We start from the raw sequence: 25622 nt of genomic DNA, 5'->3' as shown, positions 1-25622 counted from the left end.
ACCGATGCGAAGCGCGGTGGTCGTCGGCGCAGGGGTCGGTGGCCTCGCGGTGGCCGGCGCGCTGGCCCGCTCCGGCTGGCAGGTGACCCTGCTGGAGCGCGCCGAACGGGTCCGTCCCGAGCCGACCGCCGTGGTGCTCTGGCCCAACGGCGTCCGCGCGCTGCAGGCCCTCGGTCTCGGCGCGGGCCTGGCTGCCATCGCCACGCCGCTGCCCGACGGTGGGGTCCGTCGCCCCGACGGGCACTGGCTCGTGCAGCCCCGGCCCATTCCCGCCGACCGGATGCCGGTGGTGGTGCACCGCGAGGATCTGCACGACGCGCTGATCGCCGGCCTCGGTGAGCGGGTCGAGCTGCGGACCGGTGTGACGGTGCGCCACGTCCGGGTCGAGCCCGGTGAGCGGCCGGCGGTCAGCGACGGCCGGCACACCATCGAGGTCGACCTGGTGGTCGCCGCCGACGGCACGGACAGCGGCATCCGCCGCCAACTCGCTCCCGACTCCCGGGTGGTCAGCTCCGGATGCGCCGCCTGGCGGGCCGTCATTCCCTGGTATCAGGCCCCTCGGCTACCCGACGACCAGCCACTCGCCGGCGAGATCCTGGGCGCCGGCTACCGGTTCGTGGCCGCGTCGCTGGGTGAGCGCGGCTCGTCCGGCGGGTCCACCCGGGGCGGCATCTACTGGGTGGCCACCGCCGCCGGCGCACCCCGCCCGGAACCACCGGAGACCCAGCTCGCCCTGTTGCGCCGCTGGTACGCGGGCTGGCCCGACCCGATCGGGGCACTGCTCGACGCCACCGACCCGGCCGACCTGGTCCAGCAGGAGGTCCGCGAGCTGCGACCGCTGCCCCGCGCGTACGGCTTTCCGTCCGGGCCGGGCGGCGTCGTGCTGCTCGGCGACGCGGCGCACGCCATGCCGCCGCACCTCGGGCAGGGCGCCTGCCTCGCGTTCGAGGACGCCGCCACCCTGGCCTCTCTGCTGCGGGAGGCTCGGCTGCCCGACGCCGTTCAGGCGTACGACCGGATTCGCCGCCCGCGGGCCGCGACAGTGGTCCGGCAGACCCGACGGATGTCGGCGGTGCTCCAGGCTCGGGGCCGGTTGGCGTTGCGAGCCCGGGACGCCGCACTGGGCACGATCAACTCGCGACTGCTCTCCAGCGCCGCTGCCTCCGCGGCCCAGTGGCGCCCCCCAACCTGACCCACCCCGGTCAGGGGATCAGGGCGACCGGTTCGGCGATGCAGGCGGTGCCGATGCGGCGGAAGCCGACCCGCAGGTAGACCCGGGCGATCTCGTCGCTGCCAGCGGAGAGGAAGACCAGGTCGGTGCCGGCGGCGACGAGCTCCCGGGCCAGGGTCGCGGTGAGCGCGGCGCCCAGCCCGCGTCGGCGGGCGGCGGGCAGGGTGGCCACCCCGGCGATCTCGGCGACGTCGCCGACGCGCATGGCCATGCCGCTGGCCAGCGCACCATCGGTGGGGGTGCCGGCCAGCGCGGAAATCCGTCGACCGTCGGCGATCCGGGAACGCTCCTCGTCGAGCGCGGCCAGTTCGAGTTCGGTGACGGCGGCGTCCCGCTCGGCCGGGCCGGCCTCGCCGGGCGCGGTGCCGGCGGCGGCGAACGACACCGCTGCCACCGCACGCCGCGCGGCGACATCGGCGGCGAAACCGGGGGAGTCGGCGGCCAGCACCCGCACCGCCACGTCGGACAGCGTCGCCGGGTCGGGCAGCGCGGCCGGGTCGAGCACCATCAGCGGCGCCTCCAGCACGTGCAGCCCCGCCGAGCGGGCCACCGCCAGCAGCTCGGGGCTCGTCTCGTGCACCCACTCGAAGGCTTCCGGCAGGCCCAGCTTGCGCTGCCGCTCGCGGACCGAGGTCACGTCGGCCAGCGACGGCGGCTCGGTGGCGTCGATCCGGGGGCGGGCGTAGAACGGCCAGCCGGCACCGTTGCGGACGAACAGCACCAACCCGCCGTGCTCCTCCGCACCGGCGACGTCGCGGGGCACCGCGTCGTAGAAGCGTTCCAACCGGTCGAAGACGTCCTTGTGTAGCTGATCCACCGCGCGAGACTACACGTCCCAGCCTGTGGACGGTGTGATCAATCTCAGGTGGCCCCGCGACCCCGGCCCTAACGTAGACTCAATAGACCCCGGGCCGACGTCGTCCCCACCATGATCCAACCTGAGTGACGACAGGAGGCCCGGTGGCTCAGCCGTACGCGGACAAGATTCAGCCGTATCCGCACAGCCCGCAGGCGTCCCCGATGCCCGGCTCCCGCCCGCCCGCGCAGGGCCTCTACGACCCGGCGCAGGAGCACGATGCCTGCGGGGTGGCCTTCGTGGCGGACCTGCAGGGCCGGCGTTCGCACGCGGTCGTCGCCAACGGGCTCGGTGCCCTCTGTCGACTGGACCATCGCGGCGCTCGCGGTGCCGAGCCGAACACCGGCGACGGCGCCGGCATCATGATCCAGGTCCCCGACACCTTCCTGCGCGCGGTGGCCGACGTCGCGCTTCCCCCGGCGGGCGAGTACGCCACCGGGCTGGTCTTCCTCCCCGACGACGACGCCGCCGAGGCGCGTGCCCGGCGGGTTGTCGAGAAGTACGCACTGGTCGAGGGAGCCGACCTGCTCGGCTGGCGGGACGTGCCGATCGACCCGAGTGAGCTTGGTGAGACGGCCCTGGCGGCGATGCCCCGGGTCCGGCAACTCTTCCTGGCCGCGCGCCGGCTCACCGACTCGCCAGAGGGGCCGGCCGGTTCACCGCTGCGCGGCATCGACCTGGACCGGGTGGCGTTCAGCCTGCGCAAACAGGCCGAGCGGGAGACCGCCGAGCGGGGCGTGCCGGCATACTTCCCGTCGCTGTCCAGTCGCACCATGGTCTACAAGGGAATGCTGACGCCCGACCAGTTGCCGGCGTTCTACCCGGACCTGCGCGACGAGCGGATCGACAGCGCGATCGCGCTGGTGCACTCCCGCTTCTCCACGAACACCTTCCCGTCCTGGCCGTTGGCGCACCCGTACCGGTTCATCGCCCACAACGGCGAGATCAACACGATCCGTGGCAACCGCAACTGGATGCAGGCCCGCGAGGCGCTGCTGCGCTCGCCGAACGTGCCGGGCAACATCCGGCGGGTCTTCCCGGTGTGCACGCCCGGCGCCTCCGACTCGGCGAACTTCGACGAGGTCCTGGAGCTGCTGCACCTGGCCGGACGGAGCCTGCCGCACGCGGTGCTCATGATGATCCCCGAGGCGTGGGAGAACGACCCCGGCATGGAGCCGGCCAAGCGGGCCTTCTACCGCTTCCACGCGAGCCTGATGGAGCCGTGGGACGGTCCCGCGTCGGTGGCCTTCACCGATGGCGAGATCGTCGGCGCGGTCCTGGACCGCAACGGGTTGCGCCCGGGGCGCTGGTGGCAGACCGACGACGGGCTCGTGGTGCTCGGTTCCGAGGCGGGCGTGCTCGACCTCGACCCGGCCCACGTGGTCGCGAAGGGGCGACTCCAGCCGGGCAAGATGTTCCTGGTCGACACCGTCGCGGGTCGCATCGTGCACGACGAGGAGATCAAGTCCGAGTTGGCCGCCGCCCAGCCGTACGGCGAGTGGCTGCACGCCGGGCTGATCGAGCTGGGCGACCTGCCGGCCCGCGAGCACACCGTCTACACCCACGACTCGGTGCGCCGCCGGCAGCAGACCTTCGGTTACACGGAGGAGGAGCTGAAGATCCTGCTCGGGCCGATGGCCCGCACCGGCGCCGAGCCGCTCGGTTCGATGGGTACGGACACCCCGATCTCGCCGTTGTCGACCCGGCCGCGGCTGCTCTACGACTACTTCCACCAGCTCTTCGCCCAGGTCACCAACCCGCCACTGGACGCCATCCGCGAGGAGCTGGTGACCAGTCTGGCGTCGACGATCGGGCCGGAGGGCAACCTGCTCGACCCGGGCGCGGCGAGCTGCCGCCAGATCGTGCTGCCGCACCCGATCATCGACAACGACGAGCTGGCGAAGATCCTCTCCATCGACGAGGACGGCGACCTGCCCGGCTTCAAGGCGGTCCGGGTGTCCGGGCTGTACCGCATCCGGGAGGGCGCGGCCGGGATCAAGGCACGGCTGACCGAGATCTGCCGGCACGTCTCCGAGGCCATCGAGGACGGCGTCCGCATCCTGGTGCTCTCCGACCGGGACTCCAACGCCGACCTCGCGCCGATCCCGTCGCTGCTGCTCACCGCCGCCGTGCACCAGCACCTGGTGCGGGAGCAGACCCGCACCCAGGCGGCGTTGATCGTGGAGTCCGGCGACTGCCGGGAGGTGCACCACGCGGCGGTCCTGATCGGCTACGGCGCCGCGGCGGTCAACCCGTACCTGGCGTTCGAGTCCGTCGAGGACATGATCGCCACCGGCGCCCTGGCCGGCGTCGAGCCGGCAGCCGCGGTCCGCAACTACGCCAAGGCGCTCGGCAAGGGCGTCCTGAAGATCATGTCGAAGATGGGCATCTCGACGGTCTCCTCGTACTGCGGGGCGCAGGTCTTCGAGGCGGTCGGCCTTGACACCCGGCTGGTCGAGCGCTACTTCCGGGGCACCCCCAGCCGGATCGGCGGGGTGAACCTCGCGGGCGTGCATGCCGAGGTGGCCGCCCGGCACGCGCTGGCCTGGCCCCCGGCGGGTTCCGCCGCCTCCGACCGGTTGGAGGTCGGTGGCGAATACCAGTGGCGCCGCGAGGGTGAGCTGCACCTGTTCAACCCGGAGACGGTCTTCCTGTTGCAGCACGCCACCCGCAGCCGGCAGTACGACGTCTTCCGGGAGTACACCGCGAAGGTCGACGCGCTCGCCGCGCAGGCCGGGTCGCTGCGTGGACTGTTCACCCTGCGCACCGGGCTCCGCCCGGCGGTGCCGATCGACGAGGTCGAGCCGGCCAGCGAGATCGTCAAGCGGTTCGCCACCGGCGCCATGTCGTACGGGTCGATCTCCGCGGAGGCGCACGAGACGCTCGCCATCGCGATGAACCGTCTCGGCGGCAAGTCCAACACCGGTGAGGGCGGCGAGGACGTCGATCGCCTGCACGACCCGGCCCGCCGTTCGGCGGTCAAGCAGATCGCCAGCGGCCGGTTCGGTGTGACCAGCGAATATCTGGTCAACGCGGACGACCTCCAGATCAAGATGGCCCAGGGCGCCAAGCCGGGCGAGGGCGGTCAACTGCCCGGCAACAAGGTCTGGCCGTGGATCGCCCGTACCCGGCACGCGACTCCGGGCGTCGGTCTGATCTCCCCGCCGCCGCACCACGACATCTACTCCATTGAGGACCTCGCCCAACTCGTGCACGACCTGAAGTGCGTCAACCCGACCGCGCGGGTGCACGTCAAGCTGGTCAGCGAGGTCGGCGTCGGCACCGTCGCCGCCGGGGTGGCGAAGCTCAAGGCCGACGTCATCCTGATCTCCGGCCACGACGGGGGCACTGGCGCCTCCCCGATGAACTCGCTCAAGCACGCGGGCACCCCGTGGGAGCTGGGACTTGCCGAGGCCCAACAGACGCTGCTGCTCAACAAGCTGCGCGACCGGGTCACCGTGCAGGTCGACGGTCAGCTCAAGACCGGCCGCGACGTGCTGATCGCGGCGCTGCTCGGCGCGGAGGAGTTCGGCTTCGCGACCGCGCCGCTGATCGTCGCCGGTTGCGTGATGATGCGGGTCTGCCACCTGGACACCTGCCCGGTCGGCATCGCCACGCAGAACCCGGTGCTGCGCGAGCGCTTCACCGGCACCCCGGAGTTCGTGGAGAACTTCTTCCTCTTCCTCGCCGAGGAGGTTCGGGGATACCTGGCCGAGCTGGGTTTCCGGTCCATCGAGGAGGCGATCGGGCAGTCCGAGCTGCTCGACGTGGCCCCGGCGCTGACGCACTGGAAGGCGCACGGGTTGGACCTGGCGCCCGTCCTGCACCTGCCGGAGCTGCCCGCCGGCGCGGCCCGACGGGGGATTCGCGCACAGGATCACGGCCTGGAGCTCTCCCTGGACAACGAGCTGATCGCGCTCGCGCAGCCCGCCCTGTCCGCCGGTGCGCCGGTACGTGTCGAGGTGGCGGTCCGCAACGAGCACCGCAGCGTCGGCGCGATGCTCGGCGGTGAGGTGACGCGCCGCTTCGGCGGTGCCGGCCTTCCGGACGACACCATCGAGTTCGTGCTGCACGGCACGGCCGGGCAGTCGTTTGGCGCGTTCCTGCCGCGCGGGGTGACCCTACGGCTGCACGGCGACGCCAACGACTACGTGGCCAAGGGCCTCTCCGGTGGGCGGATCATCGTCCGTCCGGACGCCGCCGCGCCGTTCCTCGACCCGGACGCCGAGCCGGGGCAGCGGGCCGAGGATCAGATCATCGCCGGCAACACCATCCTGTACGGGGCCACGGCGGGTGAGGTCTTCCTGCGTGGCCGGGTGGGGGAGCGGTTCGCGGTGCGCAACTCCGGTGCGGTCGCCGTGGTCGAGGGGGTTGGCGACCACGGCTGCGAGTACATGACCGGCGGCACTGTCGTGGTGCTCGGCGCGACCGGTCGTAACTTCGCGGCCGGCATGTCCGGCGGCACGGCGTTCGTGCACCACCTGGACCGCGCACGGGTCAACACGGAGCTGGTCGACCTGGCGCAACTGGGCGAGCAGGAGCAGTCGTTGCTGCACGAGCTGGTCCAGCGGCATGTGGCTGAGACCGGGTCGGCGGTCGCCGAGGAGCTGCTCAAGCGCTGGCCGGAGGCGGTGGCCGAGTTCACCGCCGTGGTGCCCCGCGACTACCGCCGGGTGCTGGAGATCATGAAGGCCGCCGAAGCCGCCGGCCGCAACGTCGACGACGCGGTGATGAGCGCGCTCAGCGCGCCGTCCGCCGCGCCGGTGCCGCCCGCCCCGCGGGTGGCTGCCCAGGAGGTGGCTCGTGCCTGACCCGAACGGTTTCCTGCGCTACGACCGGCGACTGCCGGCCCGCCGCCCGGTGCCGGTGCGGATCAGCGACTGGCGCGAGGTGTACCCACCGGCCGGCGAGGAACTGGTCCGCGAGCAGGCCACCCGATGCATGGACTGCGGCATCCCGTTCTGCCACGACGGCTGCCCGCTGGGCAACCGCATCCCGGACTGGAACGATCTGGTGCGGACCGGCAACTGGGACGCCGCGGTCGAGTCGCTGCACGCCACCAACAACTTCCCGGAGTTCACCGGCCGGCTCTGCCCGGCGCCCTGCGAGGCGGCCTGCGTCCTCGGCATCTCCGGCGGCAAGCCGGTGACCATCAAGCAGGTCGAGGTGGAGATCGCCGACGCCGCCGCGGCACGCGGGTTCACCCCTCGCGCGGTGCCGGCGCCGTCCGGTCGGTCGGTCGCCGTCGTCGGCTCCGGGCCCGCCGGCCTCGCCGCCGCCCAGCAACTGGCCCGCGCCGGTCACGCGGTGATGGTGTACGAGCGTGACGACGCGATCGGTGGCCTGCTCCGGTACGGCATCCCCGACTTCAAGCTGGAGAAGCGGCACATCGATGCCCGCCTGGCCCAGCTCGTCGCCGAGGGGGTGCGCTTCCGCACCGGAGTGAATGTCGGGGTGGACGTCACCGCCGAGCAGTTGCGCGCCGAACACGACGCGGTGCTGCTGGCCTGTGGCGCGTTGCAGGGGCGGGACACTCCGGAGACTCCGGGGCGGGCGCTTCGGGGCGTACACCAGGCGATGGCGCACCTGGTCGCGGCGAATCGCGCGGTGGCCACCGCGGCCACCGACCAGCCTGGCGTCGCGGCCACGGGTGAGGCCCGGCCGGCGCGTGCGCTGCTGCCGGACGGCAGCCCGATCGACGCGGCCGGCAAGCACGTCGTGATCATCGGTGGTGGTGACACCGCTGCTGACTGCCTCGGCGTCGCGCACCGGCAGGGCGCCGCGGGCGTGCACCAGCTCGACCTGTACCCGCAGCCGCCCCAGGAGCGCGACGAGGCACGGGACCCGTGGCCGACGTGGCCGTGGATCCTGCGCAGCTACCCCGCGCACGAGGAGGGTGGCGAGCGGGTCTTCGCCGTTGCGGTGCAGGAGTTCGTGGACGACGGCACCGGGCAGGTGCGGGCGGTGCGGATCGCTGAGGTGACAGTGGAGAAGCGCGACGGTCGACGGGTCGTGACCGTGGTGCCGGGTTCCGAGCGGGAGTTGCCGGCAGATCTGGTGCTGTTGGCGATCGGCTTCGAGGGCACCGAGCAGCAGCCGTTGCTGGCCCAGTTCGGTGTGACCCGTAATCCCCGGGGCGCGGTCGACGCCCGCGACGACTGGCAGACCGACGCCGACGGGGTGTTCGTGGCCGGTGACATGCACCGGGGTGCCTCGCTGATCGTCTGGGCCATCGCCGAGGGGCGTGCGGCGGCTGCCGCCATCCACGAGCACCTCGGTGGTGTCGGTGCGTTGCCGGCCCCGGTCGGCCCGGCCGCGCAGGCTCTCGCCGCTCGCTGAGTTGCGGGCGTCCGGTCGGTGGGGCAGGTCTGCTGCCTCATCGGCCGGACATTCCCGCTGGTGAAGACGCTCCCGGAGTTGGCCACGGCCGGGCGGGTGGCGCGTCGCTGAGACAGCGGTCACCCCCGGTGCCCCGCGCACGGGACAGGACGACACGAAGATCATCGTTACGCTGCGATCATGGACATCGAGGAGCGGCTACGACGGACCCGTCGGTGGCTCTGGGTCGTGCTGATCGGGCTCTTTCTGAGCGGTGCCACCGCATTTCCGCTGGAGATCGAGGTGCGCTGGCTGCTGCGCGCACTGGACCCGCTCTCCGGCCAACTGCCTGCCCTGGTCGCCTGGATCGAGCGGGTGCACACCGGCCTCGTGACGGCCGGTGAGGACTACCCGTTCCTGCTCTACGGCACCGACTGGCTGGCGTTCGCCCATCTGGTGCTGGCGGTGGCGTTCTGGGGGCCGCTGCGCGACCCGGTGCGCAACGTGTGGGTCGTGCAGGTCGGCATGATCGCCTGCGCGGGAATCGTGCCGCTGGCGCTGATCTGCGGGCCGATCCGGGACATCCCCTGGTTCTGGACGCTCATCGACCTGTCCTTCGCGGTCGGGGCGTTCCCTCCGCTCTGGTTCGCCTACCGGCACATCCGTGCCGTGGAAGCGAGCACGGCCCGCCCCTGACGCCGTCGATCATGGAGTTGTGGTGCCGGAAGAACCACCCGTTTCGGGCCGAAGTTGGCACCACAACTCCATGATCGACAAAAGTCGGCGGGCGTGCCGCGAGCGCCCGCGCTCACGTGCGGGCGCTCGCGGTCCACACCGGATGCCTAGTGCGACAGCAGGTGGTGCGACTCGCGGATCTTGGCCCAGGACTTCGGCTCCGTCGGCGGGGCCGCCTTGCGTGCGGCGGTGGCCACGTCGGGCCGGCCGGCGGTGAACAGCCAGGTGGTGAACACCTCGTCCAGGTCCAGCCCGGAGATCCGTTCCGCAAGTGCCTGGAACTGCTCGATGGTGCCGTTGCCGTACCGGTGCTCGCTGGTCCAGGCCGGCAGGATCTCGAAGAACGCGTCGTCGCCGACGGCCAGCCGCAACTGGTGCAACGTCATCGCGCCGCGGTCGTAGACGGCGTTGTCGAAGAGCCGGGCGGCACCAGGGTCGCCGGGCAGCACCTGCCAGAACTCGTCGTCAGCCGGGTAGCTGGCGTAGGTGAAGTCGAACACCTCCTGCGCGGTGCCCTCACCCTGCTCCTCCGACCAGAGCCACTCGGCGTACGAGGCGAAGCCCTCGTTGAGCCAGATGTTGCGCCACTCGGCCACCGAGACCGAGTCACCGAACCACTGGTGGGCGTTCTCGTGCGCCACCACGTACGTGTTGGCGCCGCGCCGCCAGAAGCCCGGCCCGTACACCGGTCGGGTCTGGGTCTCCAGTGCGAAGCCGATGCCGTCGATCGGCCCGGCGACGCCGCCCTGCGCCTCGAACGGGTACGGCCCGAAGATCCCGCTCTCCCAGTCGACGATCTCGGCGGTCCGCTCGATGCTGGCCCTCGCGGCCGGCCCGAGCGCGCCCAGCGAGGTGCTGTACGCGTTGACCACCGGCTGGCCGCCGGGCGTGGTGTCGGTGACGATGTCGTACTGGCCGATGGCCATGAAGGCCAGGTAGGTGGCGGTGGGTGAGGTGGTCCGCCAGATCCACCGGGTGCGGTTTCCGGCCTCGGCCACCGGTGGCCTCGGCTGCACGCCGTTGCTGATCACCTCGACGCCGGTGGGCACCGACACCGAGATGTCGAAGGTGGCCTTGTCCAGGGGGTGGTCGTTGCTCGGGAACCACCACCAGGCCGACTCGGGCTCGTTGACGGCGAGGGCGCCGTCGTCGGTGCGCGTCCAGCCGGTGTAGCCGCCGACCAGGGTTTCCGACGGGATGCCGTTGTAGCGCACCACGATGGTGAGCTGCTGGCCCCGGGTCACCGTGCGGGCCGGGGTGACCACCAGCTCGTGTGCGCCCGCGGTGCTGGTGGTCGCCGCCCAACCGTTGACCCGCACCGACTCGACGTCGAGCAGGAAGTCGAGATTGAACGCCGACAGGTCCTGGGTGGCGGTGGCGAGGATGGTGGTGGTGCCGGTGAGCAGGTCGGTGGCCGGGTCGTAGCGCAGCCGGACGTCGTAGTGCTCGACGTCGTAGCCGCCGTTGCCGTAGTCGGGGAAGTAGGTGTCGCCCAGGCCGGGCGCGCCGGGTTGCGGCGCGGCCGTGACGATCGGCCGACCCCAGCCCGTCGGGGCGGCCTGGCCGGGGGTGCCGGCGAGCATGGTGCCGGCGGTGGTGAGGGTCAGGGCGGCGGTGGCCGCCGTGAGTGCTCGTCGCACGAGGTGGACTCCCTCCATCGGGTGTTCGCCACGTCAACCTAATCGACAGAAGTGAACGTCGCAGACCCGCCGCGCGGCGTCGTCCAGCTATTCCATTGATGCACATGTTTCGATAGCATTACCGGCTAGTAACAAAAGACCCACCCCTGGCCACGCGCGCGGTCGCAGGATCCCACCACCCCCTGTTCTGTGGAGGTCCGTCATGCCCCACCGTCCACTCGCCCGCGCCCTGGCCGCACTGGTCGCCCTCTGCGCCGCCGCCCTCGGCGCCGTGCTCGTTCCCGGCACCGCGCAGGCCGCCGCCGTCAACTACGTCGCGCTCGGCGACTCGTACTCCTCCGGCGTCGGCGCCGGCCCGTACGACTCGTCCGGCTGCCTGCGCAGCCAGAAGTCGTACGCCCCGCTCTGGGCGGCCGCCCACGGCGTGACCAGCTTCAACTTCCGGGCCTGTGGCGGTGCGGTCACCGCCGACGTGCTCAACGACCAGGTCAGCGCGCTCAGCGCCAGCACCACCCTGGTCACCATCACCATCGGCGGCAACGACGCCGGCTTCGTCAACGTCATCACCAGTTGCCGGTTCGGCAGCACCTCGTCCTGCACCAACGCCGTCAACACCGCGAAGACCTTCGCCACCACGACCCTGCCCGCCCGGCTGGACGCCACCTACGCCGCCATCCGCAGCCGGGCACCCAACGCCCGGCTGATCGTCCTCGGCTACCCGCGGCTGTTCGAGACGACCTCCTGCGGATGGTTGGCGATGAGCACCTACAAGCGCACCATCCTCAACGAGGCCGCCGACGTGCTCGCCTCGGTCACGGCTGGCCGGGCCAGCGCGGCCGGCGCCACCTTCGCCGACACCCGGCGCAACTTTGCCGGCCACGGCGTCTGCGCCGGCGACCCGTGGATCAACGACATCTCCGGGATCATCGAGGCGTACCACCCGGACGCCGACGGCTACCGCTACGGATACCTGCCCGCGCTGAACGCTGTCACCGGCTAGAGCGAAACGGCACTGCACCGCCAGAACCCACCGGCCGGCGGCCGAGCGTCCCCTGTGGGCACTCGGCCGTCGGCCGGCCCCGCGTCTGTACCCGATGCGTCACACTGGGTGGAATCGGAGGTGACGCGTGCGACGGTCCGAGGTGCCCAAGCAGGAGTTGATCGGCCAGCGGCAGGCGGCCACCGGGCGCGAGCGACTGCCGGCTGGCGGGCTGGAGTTCTTCGCGCTGCTCGCACGGCTGCTGCGGCGACCCCGTCGCGGCGACCGTCGGCTGCCGCTGGTCTGGCTGGTCCGCTCCGACACGGCGGATCTGATGGTGTCGCTGCGCCGCTTCCTCGGTCAGGGCGCCCGGCGGCGGGTGCCGCACGCCGTGTTGGACGCCGACGCGCCACCGGGCGCCGGGGACGTGCCGGCGCTGCTGCGCGAACTGCACCGGCAGCTCTCCCTGGAGGCGTTCGGCGCCGCCCGGCTGCGCTTCCGGCACTACCCGCTCGCCGACTGGCTGATGCACCAGAGCCTCAGCTTCGGCATCGACGCCGACGACGGCCGCGCGGCCCTGGTCCGACGGTTGCGCGACCGCCGGGGCCCGCGTACGCCCGAGGCCCTGCCCACCGGCGGCGACGCGGTCAGCATCGTCTCGCAGGTGCTGCTGTGGGTGGTCCGCCGCGCCGTGCCGGGGGTGGTCTTCCGGGCCGCCGTCTCCGGCCGGGTGCCGGTGCTCGGGCGGCACTACAACTGGTTCATGCGCCAGCAGTACCTGGCGCCCCGGCAGTCGGTCACCTTCCTCGGCTTCGCCGAACGCCTCACCGCCGGGTGGCGCGACGGCGAGCAACCCGACCAGGTCAACAAGCTGCTGCTGCACGCGTTCCTGGAGGACCTGCGGCAGGCGTACCGGCGTCGACCGTGGCGCCCGTCGGACTGGCGGCGCACCGCGTACCCGGCGCTGCTGATCAATCACGTCGCCCCCGGCAACGTCGGTGGCGAACTGGTCCGCCTGATCGGCGACGTCCGCACCGAGACGGGCCGCAACGACCCGCTGCTCATCGTGGTGTCCGGCGGGCAACCACCGCCGGAACTCCCCGAGCCGCACCCGCTGACCGAGGCCGACGAGGCGTACGACGAGTGGGCCGAGGCGCTGCCGGAGATGCGGCGGCTGCGCCGCCCGGCCGCCTGGCTGGTGGCGTTGCGCCCCGACGACTCCGACACCGGCCCGCCGTCGCGTGGCGGCATGCGACCGTTCTCCGCGCCCGACCCGCCCTGGTGGTCGCGGCGCTTCCTGCCGGCGGCGCTGTGCCTGGTGCTGGTGGCCGCGCTCGGTGTGTGGGCGGGCAGCCGGTGGGCGCCGGGGTGTCACCCGTCGCTGACCGGCGGTCGGGTCTCGGTCGAGGTGGTCGCCAGCGGCGAGTGTGTCGGCTACAGCGACAGCGCCGCGCAGGTGTTCAACAACGACCCCGGTCAGGAGGGTCTGCGAAAGATCCAGCAGCGCATCTTCGCGCAGAACCGCGCCGCCGAGGAGGTCTGGCAGCGCAGCGAACGACGCCGGCCCTTCCTGACATTGGTCTACCTGGGCACCCTGACCGGCAACCTGACCCGCGCCGACGAGGAGTCCTACGTCTCCGAGCGCGAGGAGCTCGAAGGCATGGCCACCGCCCAGTACGCGTTGCTGAAGGAGTCGGCCGGTGCCGACGGCGCCGCGCTGCTGCGGATCGTGGTGGCCAACGGCGGCAAGCAGATGATCTACGCAGACCGGGCCGTGTCGATGCTGGCCGAGCTGGCCTCGGACGACCCCACGGTGGTCGGGGTGGTCGGCCTGGTGGAAAGCCGGACGAGCACCGCCCGAGCGCTGCGCGAGCTGCACAAGGCCGGGCTGCCGGTGCTGGCACCCACGCTCTCCGCCGACCGGATGGACGCCAACTCCCGCCTCTACCTGCAGATCTCCGCGCCCAACACCGACCAGGTGGAGATGGTCGACGCGTACGCCCAGCAGGTGCTGAAGGTCGACGAGGCACACGTCTACTACACGACGTTGGAGGGCAGCTCACTCACCGAGGACCTCTACGTGGGCACCCTCGTCGACGGGCTGCGGCAGCGGTTCGGCGCCCGCATGACGCGCCTCGACGAGTGGAGCACCGGTGAGCGGCTGACCGACGAGTGCGGCTACCCCGGCCTGCTCTTCTACGCGGGCCGCTGGACGGAGTTCGACGGTTTCCTGCGGGCGCTGCGCGAGTGCGGGGGCAACCCGCCCCGGCACCTCGTCGCCGACGACTCGGTCAACCGCTACATGGCCAACCCCGGGCTGCGCGCCGCCGCCCCTGGCAACCTGCCGGTCACGTACGTCTCCAAGGCATCCCTGGCCACCTGCGCGGCGCTGCGGGTCGCCGAGGAGCGCCGCGACGACGCCCGGGCCAGTTTCCTGTCCTGGATCCAGGCCGACGACCTGCTGGACCCGCCGCGCTGCCGGCCGGACTCCGGGCACCAGGTCGGCGAGCGGGTCAGCCTCGCCTACGACGCGGCGATGATGATGATCCGGGCGGTGGAGAGCCTCGCCGCCCGGCTGCACCACGCCGACCCGCGACAACGGTGGGAGCCGACGTCGGTCAACCCGGTCGCCGTGCACGCGGAGGTGCTCCGGCAGAACGCCGGCCAGGGCTACCGGGGGGTGGCCGGGCTGATCCGGTTCACGCCCGAGTCGGGCGAGCCGGTCGACAAACGGCTGGCCCTGCTGCGGGTGGAGCAGGTCCCGCAGGTCGCGACGGCGCCGGTGGAGGTGTTCCGCTGTGGGCTGGCCGACGCGCCCGACCCCGTGCCGTGCGGCCCTGCCTGACGGGTCCGGCGTGACACGTCCTCGCAGGACTGTCCGGGTGCCACCGCTGTCCGTTAGGGTTCCTGGGACCAGGCGGCCGTCGGCGTTGGGGGCAGAGGGTGGGCAGGCTCGCGTCGGCGTACGGGCAGGCGATCAACTCCCACCGGGCGGCCCGCGCGCACCTCGACGCCGCCCGCAACGCGCTCGGCACCGCACCGGCTGCCGTCGCCCCGGCCGGCATCGACGCGCTGGTGACCCGCCTCGCCCGCCTCGGCGGCGCCCTGGCCACCCCCGCTCCGGGCGCCACGCCCTTGACCGACGGGCCGGCGGCCGTCCGGATCGGCGAGGCGTCCATCTGGGACGTTGGCTTCCCGGTGCTGGTTCCCCTCGGCGGTGGGCACCACCTGGCCCTGGACACCGACGCCCGCGATCCCCGGGTCGCCGGGCTGCTGCGGGCACTGGTGCTGCGGCTGGTCGCCACCGCACCGCCCGGTCAGGTCCGGGTCGCCGGCATCGACACCGCGGCGCTCGGCGCCACCTTCGGCCCGTTGCGTCCCCTGCTCGACGCGGGGGTGCTCGACCCGCCGGCCACCAGCGAGGCCGAGGTGGCCGCGCTGCTCGATGCCGCCGAGCAGCATGCCCGCGCCGCCCAGCACGGTCAGCCCGCCGGCCGGCACCTCCTGGTGGTGGTCGCCACCGCCCCGCCACCGCCGCGTGAGCTGGCCCGGCTCGCCGCGCTCACCCACGCCGGCCCGGCCGCCGCCGTCTGCGTGCTGCTCACCGGCCACCCGTCCCGGGTGCCCGGCGAAACCGCGCCGCCGCTGGGTGGCACCACCGCGATCCGGCTCCACCAGGGGTACGCGCAGGTCGGCGACCCGCCCGGCATCCCGTTCAGCGCCGACGGCAGCGGGCTCGCCGCACCCGTGGTGCTCGACGGTGACCCGCCGGCCGCCTCGGTACGCGCGCTCGCCGAGCACCTCGGCGCCGCCACCCGCCGCGCCGACGCGCTGCCCTTCACCGACCTGCTGCCGGAGCGACGCTGGGCCGAGTCGGCCGGCAACGGTCTGCGGACGGTGATCGGCCGGGCCGGCACCGCACCCCTGACGCTCGCGTTCGACGACGCCACCCCGCACTGGCTGGTCGGGGGGCGCACCGGCGCGGGCAAGACCGTCTTCCTCCTCGACGTCCTCTACGGGCTGGCCGCCCGCTACTCCCCGGCCGAGTTGCAGCTCTACCTGCTCGACTTCAAGGAGGGCGTGAGCTTCACCGAGTTCGTGCCCACCGGTCGGGACCCGTCCTGGCTGCCGCACGCCCGTGCCGTCGGCATCGAATCCGACCGTGAGTACGGCCTCGCCGTCCTGCGGGAGCTGCGCCGGGAGGCGCAACGCCGGGCCGGCGCGCTGAAGCGCCACGGCGTCACGAAGCTCGCCGACCTGCCACGGGACAATCCGCTGCCCCGCATCGTGGCGGTCATCGACGAGTTCCACGTGCTGCTCGCCGGCAACGACGCGCTGGCTCGCGAATCCGTGGACCTGCTGGAGGAGCTGGCCCGCAAGGGCCGCTCGTACGGCATCCACCTGGTGCTGGCGAGCCAGAGCATGACCGGCATCGAAGCCCTCTACGGGCGGGCCGAGGCGATCTTCGGGCAGTTCGCGTTGCGGGTGGCGCTGCCCGGCGGCGGCGGGGTGCTCGATCAGCTCAACGACGCCGCCGCGGCCCTGCCGGTCGGCTCCGCCGTGGTCAACACCGCCGCCGGCGCGGTCGGCGCCGACACCGTGCTGCGCTTCCCCGACGCGCACGCCGCCGCCGCGGACCTCGCCGCGTTGCGCCACGAGCTGTGGCAGGCCCGCCCGCCGGGCTCGCGGGCACCGGCGGTCTTCAAGGGGTACGAGGTCGCACGGGTCGAGGACGACCCCACCTTCGCCGGGTTGCGCCCCGGTGGTCGGCGCCCGATGGCCCTGGTCGGCCGGACCGTCGACGTGCATGGCACCACCGCCCTGTTCCTGATGGACACCACCCCCGGCCGGCACCTCGCCGTGGTGGGCACCGCACCGACCGGCGCGGACGTGCTGCGCGCCGCGACGCTGAGCCTGGCCCGCCAGCACGCCCCCGGTGACGCCCGGTTCCAGTTGGCCTCCCTGGTCACCGTCGCCGACCCGGTCGCCGACGACACCGAAGCGGTCCTGCGGGCCGCCGGCCACCCCGTGCACCGCCTCGACGCGGCCGGGCTGCGCGACCGGGTCACCACGTTGGCCGCCGGGGCCACCGGCCGCGAATACCTGGTGGTGTTCGGCATGGACGCCGCCGCGCCGGTGTTCGGGGCGACCGACCCGGGCACGTTCCGCTCCGGCCTGGACGACCTGCGCACACTGCTGCGCCAGGGCCCCGGGCAGGGCGTGCACCTGCTCGGCTGGTGGCGAGGGCTGCGCCGGCTCGCCGACGACCTCGGCGGCACCCAGAACCGTGACGACGTGGCCTGTCTGGTCGCCCTCAACGTGCCCGGGGCCGAGCTGGCCCTGCACCTCGGGACGCACGACCTGACCTACACGCCCCGCGCCGACCGGGCGCTGCTGATCGACCGGCACGACCAGCGCACCCGGCTGATCGTCCCGTTCGTCGGCGACGGGCACGACCCGGACGGGGAGCGGTGACAGTGTCCTTCGAGGAGTACGCGGCGCTGGCCCGACAACTCTCCGAGCAGCGCCGGGCCGGTGAGCAGCACGCCGCCACCGAGTCCGCGCGCCGCCGTGACCTGCACGCCGCCGTCGACTACCTCCAGCAGAGACTGACCGCACAGGGGCACCGCCTCGACCAGCTCGGCCGATCGATCCGAGTCGACCAGCCACCCGCAGGCTCTGCCCCAGGGAGTCCGGCCGAAGCCGCCGGCTGGCCGGGCCCACCGTCCGGCTCCGGGTCGGCCTCCGGCTCCGGGTTCGGCGCTGGTCCGGTCACCGCTGCCGGGTCGGGCCTTTCGTCCGCTGCCGGGTCCGGCCCTTCCACCGCACCCGGATCGGGGGACGGGGGATCCGACGGCGCAGCCGGCGTGCCGGGGCGGGCGGGGGTCGGGGCGTACCCCCAGCTGCCGGCGGGGGAGGCGCGGCTGGCGCTGCCGACTGCGGTGAGCCCGGCGGGCGTCGGGGTGCCGGCGCAACGCGCGGCGGCGGTCGACCCGGCGGTGGAGCTGGAGTTGGCCCGGCGGATGGCCGACGAGGCCGACCGGCACGGACAGCAGGCGGAGCTTCTGGCCCAGCGGCCGGCGCTCCTGCCGACGTGGTCGCCGCTGGCGCGGGCGGTCGCTGTCTACGCCGCGTGCGGCGCTGCCGCCGGGGTGCTCGTGCTGGCCCTGGTGCTGGCGTCCGGCGTCGGCATGGTCGACGGGTTCACGCTCGGCGCGTGGATCTGCGCGGGGCTGCCGGCGGTGGCGTTCTTCGGTGGGTACCTGGTGCTGGGCAGGTGGGGGCGACCCGCGATGGTCACCGGCACCCCGCCGCGTTATCTGCCGCTCGGGTTCCTGATCTGTTTCCTGCTGGTGCCGATGGCCTACTGCGCCTACCTGCTGCTGGTCCGCGGCCTGCGCTGACCCTCGCCGGGCTGGTCAGGCCGACTGGGCGGGCTCGTCGACCGTGATCTGACCGTCGCGCATCGTGATGACGTGGTCACAGGCGTTGGCGACACCCTCATTGTGCGTGGCGATGACCATCGTCGTGGACCGCTCAGCAGCGACCCGCAGCAGCAGGTCCATGATCTCGGCCCCGGTGGTGGAGTCCAGGCTGCCCGTCGGCTCGTCGGCGAGGATCAGCGCAGGAGAGCCGATCAGCGCCCGGGCCACCGCCACGCGCTGCTGCTGGCCGCCGGAGAGTTGAGTGGGCACGGCAGACTCGCGTCCTGCCAGCCCAACGGCGGCCAGCAGTTCCCTCGCCCGCGCAACCGCGTCGAACGACACCCGAAGCGGGATCACGGGTGCGAGGACGTTGTCCAGGACGGACATGGCCGGGAGCAGGTGAAACCGCTGAAACACCAGCCCCACCCGACGTCGGTGCTGCGTCAGGTGTCGTCTGGTGGCCCGGCCCAGGTCGACCCCACCGACGTTGAGCCCTCCCGACTCGGGTCGCTCGATCCCGGCGAGCAGATGGAGCAGAGTCGACTTGCCCGAACCGCTGGCACCACGGAGCGCGACCACCGCCCCTGGCGAGATGGTGAGTGAAAGGTCATCGACGGCGACGATCCGTGCGGCGCCGGTGCCGAATGATCTGGTCAGGTGGCTCGCCCGGATCGATGCCCCGGCCTTCTCTGGTTGCTCTGCACCGATCGCCATGAGCGGGACACCTGTTCTTCCGGCTGTGTGTTGGAGTCTGATCGGATCCCTGGCTGATGATCATCGAGGGGCAGCCCGCACACGGTGCACGCGCTAACCTGAGCCCGTCAGTTGGGAACCGCGCCTTGCTTCGCATCATCATCACTCAACTGCGGCACCGCACGGGCCGCAGTCTCGCCGTGCTCAGCGCCGTCATGTTGGCCACCACCGGCTTTTGTGTGCTCACCGGGGCAACGACGGCCTCCCGACTGCAAGCCGTCGGCGTTGTGCAGGCCAATTACCGCTCCACGTACGACATTCTGGTCCGGCCGGCCGGGACGCGGGGCGAGTTGGAGACGCGACAGGGCCTGGTGCGGCCCAACTTCCTCTCCGGCCAGTTCGGCGGTCTCTCGCTCGGCCAGTGGCGGAACATCCAGGCTATTGATGGCGTCGAGATTGCGGCACCCGTGGCCATGGTCGGCTATGTCAGCGTCGATCTCGGCCTGCCGGTGGACCTCACCGATCGGGTCGACCGACGGCTCAGGCAGCAGCTGTTGCGGTTGTCCCCGGAGACGGTCGCCGATCGAGGGCTGACCCGCGTGCCCGGCACGCCTGCCTTCGTCTACGTAACCCGTAATCAGTTGATCCCGGTGCGGGACTTCATCAACGACCGGCAGGTGCACGTGTACGCCGACGGGACCGAACTGTCGGCCGACTACGTCTCCCGCCGCTGTCCCGCAGCCAGCCAGCCTCCGCTGGAGGTGCTCAGCGACGGACACCGTGAACTGGTCTGCGACTGGCTCCGCGACGACCCCCGCAGCCCGGTGAGCCACGCGGTCAGGGCTTACCAGTTGATCGACGACGGCACGTTCCGGGACGCGACGGTGCTGACCCGGGGGCGGGCCCTGCCGGTCATGGAGCGGCTCATTGTCAGGCAGCCCGCCCGCTTCTCATTGTTGACTGCGGCGATCGACCCGGATCAGGAGGCCCGGCTGTCCGGGTTGAACCGCGCGATGACCTCGGGGCGCTACCTGAACGCGGATGAGCGACCACAGCCCGGCGGTGGAGAGCACCCGGTGCCACGCGTGCCGATGCTGGCGACCGACCGTCTCATCAGTGACGAGGAGATGACGGTCGCGATCAGTGCCCTGCCCGAACCGGGCCTGGTCAGGGCGGGCGACGACCGACCCGAACTCGCCCGCCTCACCGTCGATGCCGGTGCGGCGCTGCCGCCTGAGCGGAGAGCACTGAGCACCGTCTGGGCCGACTGGCTCGCCTCGAACACCGCGAGCGGCGAGACCATCGACATTCATGACGTGGTGACAGTAACTTCACCGTCGTACGACCAGGACGGCGACGGGCTGCGGGTGCGCCCCGCTGACCCACCAGAGCGTCTGCGCAGCGCAGCTGACACCGAGCGGTTCTCACCCCTTGCCTTGGACACCGCTATGCGGGCGATCGGGGACGACATCCGGACGGACCAGGAACTGGTCGTCGAGGGCACAGTCGTGGGGGCACTCGACCCGTTGGTCGTCACCCAGGGACGAGAGCTGACCGGCGCGCCGATGGAAACGTTCGTCGCACCCAGCGTGAGCGGAGGCGACCGGCGTTCGAGCAGCGCGCTCGGCGGCCAGAACCTGCTGCCCACCAGCAGCATCACCGGGTATGTCGCGGCCCCTCCGCAACTGCTCACCAACCTGATGTCTCTGCCCGACCTGCTCCGTGGCGCCGATGCTGGGCAGGCTCAGTCGCCGCTGAGTGCCGTCCGGGTCCGGGTGGCGGGGATCGACCGGTTCGACGCTGTCGGCCGGGAACGCGTCCGAGTTGTGGCCGAGGAGATCGCCGAACGCACGGGCCTCGATGTGGATATCGTCCTCGGCTCGTCCGCGACGCGGGAGACGCTGGTCCTGCCCGCCGGCAAGTACGGCCGCCCCTCGCTCACCGTGCACGAGATGTGGACGGAGAAGGGCGTCGCGGCGGTGCTCGTGCGGGCGGTCGACCGTAAGAGCAGCGTTCTGCTCGGCATGGTGCTCATCACCTGCGTGCTGTTCGTCGGCAATGCGGTGTCGGCGGCAATGCGCGACCGGCGCCGGGAGCTTGCCACCCTCGCCTGCCTGGGTTGGCCGGCGCACCGCCTCGCCGGGTTGATCCTCGGCGAGGCAGGCCTGCTGGGTGCCCTCGCTGGAGTCGCGGCTGGGCTGCTCACCGTTCCGGTCGCCACCGCGGTCGGCATCGAGGTGCCGTGGTCGCGAGTCGCGGTGGCCTTCGGTGTCGCCGTCGCGCTGACGCTTGTCGCGGCACTCGTCCCCGCACTGCGCGCCGCGGGCGCCTACCCGGCGGCGGCCCTGCAGCCGGCCGTGGCGGCGGCCAGTGTGCGAGCAGGTACGCAACGGACGATTCTTCGGATGGCGGTGACCGGCACCCGCCGCGTACCCGGCCGTACCGCACTCGCAGCGGTGAGCCTCGCCATTGCCGTGGCCGCGCTGACCTTCGCTGTCGCCGTCGACCTCACCTTCAAGGGTCGGATCATCGGCACCGTGCTCGGTGACGGGGTGTCGGTGACCGTTCGGGAGATCGACCGGGTCACCGTGGTCGGGCTGGTCGTGTTCAGCGTCGCCGCCGTGGCGGACGTCCTCTATCTCGGTGTGCGGGAGAGGGCGACAGAGTTCGCCGTGTTGCAGGCGACGGGCTGGTCGGACGGCGCACTCGTCCGCCTGGTGTCTCTGGAAGGGCTCGTCATCGGGATGCTCGGTGGTGTTACCGGTGGCGGGGTCGCGCTCGTCGCGATTTCCTTCTTCGCTGGCGGTATCACCCCGGCGATGCTCCTCGTCGCTGCCGGAACTGCGGGCTTCGGCGTACTGCTCGCCGCGACCGCCGGACTGCTGCCTGCGGTCCTGGTCCGTCGCATGCCTGCCAGAGACCTGGCCGATGAGTGACGAGGTTCTTCATGCAGGCGAGCCCGGTCCGCTGACCCAGCTTGCGTTTTCTGCGGATCCCGCGCGCCAGCTGTGGTTGTTCTGCGGTCAGGTCAGATTCCGAACGGCGATCGGTCCGCAGGAGGACCGCTCGTCTACTCCGCGTGGTAGGTGAGGAGCCCGCTGTCGCTGAATCTCTGCTCGGTGCCGCTGTTCGAGAGGCCAAAGACGCGACAGGTGCGGCCGCCGGTCGGTTGCCCCGCGGACGCTTCCGTGTAGGACCAGACCTGACCCACCTGCGCCTTGAACGTACGACTGGTCCGCGCTGGCACGTCGAGCGCCTTGTGTGGCTCGCAATCGTCGTCGAAGAGCCACAGCACGAACGGCTCGCTGCTCGCCGAGGCGGTGCCGCGGACCGGGTCGCCCCACCGGTCGGCGGGGATGTCCCGGTGGAAGTACGCCACGGCTTCCTCGCCCTTGGTCTGCGCGATGCAGGCCCGGGCGAGCTGTGCCCGTGATTCCGCGGTCGCCGTGGGCGCGGGCGGTGTCGAGGAAGACGACCGGGAACTGTTGAGGATGCCCCACCTGTCACCGGTGGAGTGGGCGGCTACGAGCACGAGGGCCAGAACCACCACGAGCCCGCCCGACAGCACGATGGCCCTGGCCCGGCGACGACGGCCGGTGGGGCTCGCGGGGTTCCCTTGAGGTGCCACGTCGCGTCACTCCTCCAGCGGCATGCCCGGACCGTTCTCCTGGCTGCCGGCAGCAGAGTCTATGACGCTGCCCGCCCCGGCACTGTCCCGCGAAGTCGGTCCCTGCTGCTGGTCACTTCCGCCTGTTTGCCGCCGTTCGACACCGGGCGCTGAGTCGTCAGCAGCGTGCGCGGCAGCGGCGAGAATGCCGTCGCGCTCGCTGTCGGTGAGACCCTCGTCTTCGAGCAGACCGAGCAGCAACACCGTCCGCGCGACGACCGCCGCCGCGTCGTCGGGCACCGGCGGACGCTCACCGAGCGCCGCCCAGACCAGCGCCTCAGCCAGCACGGGATCGACGTCACGCCCGGTGGCGTCGTAACGTTCCCGGACGGACGCCACGAACCGGATCACCGGCGCCCGATCCTGCCCAGCCACGAACCGTCGCCGCACCGCCACCAGCAGCGCCCCAGCGAGCAGATCGGCGTACCGCCGCCAGTCCGCCTCGGTGAACCGGCGCAGCCGCCGTTCGTGGCCACGCAGCCGACCAGTCAGCAGACCCCGTAGCGCCGCGTGTGGATCGGTCACCATCGTCGCTCCCTGATCATTGTGAGTGCGCTCCTGTGTCGGCGTGGCCTGCTCAATCGGTACCGCCTGGTCACCAGAACGCTCGCCGCGTGACAGCCGCGGGCAATCAGCTCGGCGCTGTCGCTATCGGCGTTGCGGTGGCTGGTGGGCCGGGGCGGCGCCGTCGGTTCACCGGTCAGTGCCGCGACCGTTCGGTCGATCCGGCAGCTGCCGACCGCGAGCCGGGCACCGACCAGGTCCAACCGGCTGATCGCCGCCGCGACGTGCCGGGCCGCGACCGCGTCCGCCACGATTCGGGTACGCCGCAGCCGGTCCTCAGCCGCCCCCAACCGCCACCGGACACGGGCAGCCAACGTGGCGGCCCGGTCGGCGTCGACGCGAGCGTCACGCAGGCCGGCGAGCAGGTCCCCGGCCGAGCCTCCCGGCGAACTCCGGTCCGCGGCCAAGCCGGCGTAGACCAAACTCAGCGCACGCCAGCACTCCGTGACCGCGTCCTGCCAGGGCAGCCGCCGGCCGCGCGGCCCGGCCCCGTGCAGGTGCGCACCGGCGCGGTCGGCGGCGGAGATCGTGGCCAACCATGCGGCACGCAGGTCGTCCGCGGTGTCGATGCTCATTCGCCCGCCTCAGCGCTGGACTTGACCAGGAGGGCGAAGCGCACATCGGCGCAGGGGTAGTCCACGCCGCACTCGCACAGCCAGCGCCGCACCACACGTGGTGGATGGGCAAACAGAACGTCGTCGGCATCCTCGATGTCCTGATCGGACACGAGGCGACGGCGCTGCTTGGATGGGGATGCTGGGTCAGTAGGGGATTCGTCGGGTCGATCGGGCATCGGGGGCTCCCGTCGGGTCGTCTCCTTGCTGGTCATGGCTTGTGCGCCAGGACGGCGTGCGGGCACGCCCCGGCACGCCCGGCCGAACGGGGGGACCGACCGGCCGGGCGCTCTCTGCGCGGTGGGAACGAACCAGCTCCGGGTTGCAGACCAGGGAGCCGGTCGATTCGAACTTTGTCACACTAGTCTATACAAGTCAACGACAGAGTAGTCCGTTCTTGTCCTGACTAGTCGGGTGTGATCAAATGGCGGTGCAGACCAGGGAGACGAAATGCCCGCCAAGCCCAAATGGGCGCAGCTCGCGGACCATATCCGAGAGCAGATCGCGTCCGGTGAACTCGCTCCAGGGGACAAGCTTCCGTCCACCTCTCAGCTTCGTGCTGAGCATGACGTCTCGGCCGGTGTGGTGCGGCAGGCGATTCTCGTCCTACAAACCCAGGGCCTCGTCGAAGGTGTTCACGGACTGGGCGTGTTCGTCGCTGAGCGCTGATTAGGCCGATCCCTCGCACGGCTTGAATTCTTGAGGCATCTGCTGCTCTTGTCGTGACGTGAGAGCAATCATGCGGTCGCGCTCGGTGCGCGGATCTCGTACGCTCCCATGTGGTCTCCGCCGGTGCGGTGGTGGAGGCGATGGTCGACCACGGGGGAGGCGCGCGTGAGCGCAGCACAGATCATCGCGAGGCTGGCGGCGGCGTCGCAGAAGCTGGACGAGGCGAAGGCCAAGACGGCAGCGGCAGCCCAGGACGCGGCCGAGGCGCGGGCACTCGTGGCCGGTGCGCTGGAAGGCGTGGCAGCCGGCCCACTGGTCGGCATGATCGATGCGTACCGCCAGGCACTGGCACAGGCATCCCAGGGTGGCGACCCGGCCAAGCAGCACGTCCAGGAGACAATCGCCAAGGTTCGAGCGCTGGGAAACTGACCACGGGTGGTGGTAGCACAACCCACCAACCACCCGCAGCAGCCGGCGTCACCTTGCGACCCGCAGTCCCAACCCAGGCATCACCTGCTACACCCACCGCCAATGGTCTGTCTGCTGCGTTCCGGGATCGGAGTGCTGCGGAGGCGCCGAGCCCAAGGCGCAGAGAGCGGGTAAGCCCTGAGGCCATCGCTTTAGGTGGTTCCTTTGCTTCAACTGCCTGGGCTACGTTCGTCGAGTTTCTGCCGCTCGTACCTAAAGCCATTGGCGGCGTTTTCATAGCAGGCGTGGCTACGGCGGGCGCTTACAAGGCGTGGAAGGCCAAGCATCGACAACAGGGGAGTCGCGATGAAGATCGATGAAGGCACCGAGCAGCGCGTCCGAGACACCCTTCACTGGGTTGTGAAGCGGGACCTGGAGAAGTTTGACGCGGCGCTGAAGTCGTTCCCCGACGAGTCGGCCCAGGAAGCGGCTCTTGCGCTGGCGGTCGCAGTCTCGGGCTTCGTCCTCATCGACATGCATGGTGCCCGGCCCACACCTCAGCAGGTCGATGTGTTGGCCGAGGAGATCGGCCGGATGGAGGCGTGGGCGTCTGTCACCTCAGATGAAGCGGCTCTCTTCATGAACGCTGTCGTAGCGGGTAGGTCATTGACTGAGCGGTTGTCGCCCGAGGACGTTGTGGTCTTGGCGTTCGTCGTCGCAGGAAGCCTGCTCTCGGCGCGACCGATGCCTGAGGGACAGTGGTGGTTCAACTACCTGGACAAGGCGGAGGCGGCAATTGAGGCGGCCGGACGCTGACTGAGCG

19 protein-coding genes are annotated in these 25622 nt (G+C 71.8%); 12 read left to right on the top strand and 7 right to left on the bottom strand.

Features of this window, described 5'->3' with window-relative positions:
* Window positions 1-4: 4 nt before the first annotated feature.
* Window positions 5-1192, top strand: coding sequence for an FAD-dependent monooxygenase (locus CLT68_RS29750; RefSeq protein WP_099855956.1), 1188 nt, complete (start codon window positions 5-7; stop codon window positions 1190-1192).
* Window positions 1193-1202: 10 nt separating this feature from the next.
* Here the strand turns inward: CLT68_RS29750 and CLT68_RS29745 are convergent, their stop codons facing one another.
* Window positions 1203-2048, bottom strand: coding sequence for a GNAT family N-acetyltransferase (locus CLT68_RS29745; protein ID WP_099855954.1), 846 nt, complete (start codon window positions 2046-2048; stop codon window positions 1203-1205).
* 203 nt (window positions 2049-2251) lie between these two features.
* On the opposite strand from CLT68_RS29745, the gene gltB reads away from it, so the two are divergent.
* The 3 genes from gltB (at window position 2252) to CLT68_RS29730 (ending at window position 9101) form a co-directional block, all read left to right on the top strand.
* Window positions 2252-6898: a glutamate synthase large subunit gene (gene gltB / locus CLT68_RS29740; RefSeq protein WP_099857795.1), complete on the top strand. Its 4647-nt coding sequence runs from the start codon at window positions 2252-2254 to the stop codon at window positions 6896-6898.
* Window positions 6891-8426 carry a glutamate synthase subunit beta gene (locus tag CLT68_RS29735; RefSeq protein WP_099855952.1) on the top strand — a complete coding sequence of 512 codons (1536 nt, stop codon included), beginning with the start codon at window positions 6891-6893 and terminating at the stop codon, window positions 8424-8426. Before gltB ends, CLT68_RS29735 begins: the two co-directional genes overlap by 8 nt.
* Before the next feature lie 180 nt (window positions 8427-8606).
* Window positions 8607-9101, top strand: coding sequence for a hypothetical protein (locus tag CLT68_RS29730; RefSeq protein ID WP_099855950.1), 495 nt, complete (start codon window positions 8607-8609; stop codon window positions 9099-9101).
* Between the two features lie 146 nt (window positions 9102-9247).
* On the opposite strand, the gene CLT68_RS29725 is transcribed toward CLT68_RS29730, so the two are convergent.
* Window positions 9248-10798: a M1 family metallopeptidase gene (locus CLT68_RS29725; protein ID WP_486482381.1), complete on the bottom strand. Its 1551-nt coding sequence runs from the start codon at window positions 10796-10798 to the stop codon at window positions 9248-9250.
* 184 nt (window positions 10799-10982) lie between these two features.
* On the opposite strand from CLT68_RS29725, the gene CLT68_RS29720 reads away from it, so the two are divergent.
* The 4 genes from CLT68_RS29720 (at window position 10983) to CLT68_RS34030 (ending at window position 18163) form a co-directional block, all read left to right on the top strand.
* Window positions 10983-11780: an SGNH/GDSL hydrolase family protein gene (locus tag CLT68_RS29720; protein WP_099855948.1), complete on the top strand. Its 798-nt coding sequence runs from the start codon at window positions 10983-10985 to the stop codon at window positions 11778-11780.
* A gap of 127 nt (window positions 11781-11907) precedes the next feature.
* Window positions 11908-14604: a type 1 periplasmic-binding domain-containing protein gene (locus CLT68_RS29715; RefSeq protein WP_486482380.1), complete on the top strand. Its 2697-nt coding sequence runs from the start codon at window positions 11908-11910 to the stop codon at window positions 14602-14604.
* 98 nt (window positions 14605-14702) lie between these two features.
* Window positions 14703-17234 carry an FtsK/SpoIIIE domain-containing protein gene (locus CLT68_RS29710; RefSeq protein WP_099855946.1) on the top strand — a complete coding sequence of 844 codons (2532 nt, stop codon included), beginning with the start codon at window positions 14703-14705 and terminating at the stop codon, window positions 17232-17234.
* Between the two features lie 2 nt (window positions 17235-17236).
* Window positions 17237-18163, top strand: coding sequence for a hypothetical protein (locus CLT68_RS34030; RefSeq protein ID WP_486482379.1), 927 nt, complete (start codon window positions 17237-17239; stop codon window positions 18161-18163).
* Window positions 18164-18178: 15 nt separating this feature from the next.
* Here the strand turns inward: CLT68_RS34030 and CLT68_RS29700 are convergent, their stop codons facing one another.
* Window positions 18179-18898, bottom strand: coding sequence for an ABC transporter ATP-binding protein (locus CLT68_RS29700; protein WP_099855944.1), 720 nt, complete (start codon window positions 18896-18898; stop codon window positions 18179-18181).
* 125 nt (window positions 18899-19023) lie between these two features.
* Between CLT68_RS29700 and CLT68_RS29695 the strand changes: the two genes are divergently transcribed.
* Window positions 19024-21813, top strand: a complete 2790-nt coding sequence (locus CLT68_RS29695) for an ABC transporter permease (RefSeq protein ID WP_158240967.1) — start codon at window positions 19024-19026, stop codon at window positions 21811-21813.
* A gap of 134 nt (window positions 21814-21947) precedes the next feature.
* On the opposite strand, the gene CLT68_RS29690 is transcribed toward CLT68_RS29695, so the two are convergent.
* Genes CLT68_RS29690 through CLT68_RS32990 form a run of 4 tightly spaced genes read right to left on the bottom strand, consistent with a single transcriptional unit; the run spans window position 21948 to window position 23835 of the window.
* Window positions 21948-22505, bottom strand: a complete 558-nt coding sequence (locus CLT68_RS29690) for a hypothetical protein (RefSeq protein WP_143743292.1) — start codon at window positions 22503-22505, stop codon at window positions 21948-21950.
* Window positions 22506-22511: 6 nt separating this feature from the next.
* The gene (locus tag CLT68_RS29685) at window positions 22512-23072 is read right to left on the bottom strand and encodes a hypothetical protein (protein WP_099855939.1); all 561 of its coding nucleotides are present in this window, start codon (window positions 23070-23072) and stop codon (window positions 22512-22514) included.
* Window positions 23066-23683 (bottom strand): hypothetical protein, encoded by a 618-nt coding sequence (locus tag CLT68_RS29680; RefSeq protein ID WP_099855937.1) that lies wholly within the window; start codon window positions 23681-23683, stop codon window positions 23066-23068. The genes CLT68_RS29685 and CLT68_RS29680 overlap by 7 nt, the downstream gene beginning before the upstream one ends.
* Window positions 23680-23835, bottom strand: a complete 156-nt coding sequence (locus CLT68_RS32990; protein WP_158240966.1) for a hypothetical protein — start codon at window positions 23833-23835, stop codon at window positions 23680-23682. Before CLT68_RS32990 ends, CLT68_RS29680 begins: the two co-directional genes overlap by 4 nt.
* 337 nt (window positions 23836-24172) lie before the next feature.
* Between CLT68_RS32990 and CLT68_RS29675 the strand changes: the two genes are divergently transcribed.
* The 3 genes from CLT68_RS29675 to CLT68_RS29665 all read left to right on the top strand — a co-directional run bounded on the left by CLT68_RS29675 (window position 24173) and on the right by CLT68_RS29665 (window position 25615).
* Window positions 24173-24391, top strand: coding sequence for a winged helix-turn-helix domain-containing protein (locus CLT68_RS29675; RefSeq protein ID WP_099855935.1), 219 nt, complete (start codon window positions 24173-24175; stop codon window positions 24389-24391).
* Between the two features lie 165 nt (window positions 24392-24556).
* Window positions 24557-24820: a DUF6244 family protein gene (locus tag CLT68_RS29670; RefSeq protein ID WP_088949318.1), complete on the top strand. Its 264-nt coding sequence runs from the start codon at window positions 24557-24559 to the stop codon at window positions 24818-24820.
* A gap of 345 nt (window positions 24821-25165) precedes the next feature.
* Window positions 25166-25615, top strand: coding sequence for a hypothetical protein (locus CLT68_RS29665; RefSeq protein ID WP_099855934.1), 450 nt, complete (start codon window positions 25166-25168; stop codon window positions 25613-25615).
* The last annotated feature ends 7 nt before the right edge of the window (window positions 25616-25622 follow it).

This window comes from Micromonospora sp. CNZ299, from assembly GCF_002754415.1.
This window is presented reverse-complemented; position numbering and strand designations above follow the sequence as displayed.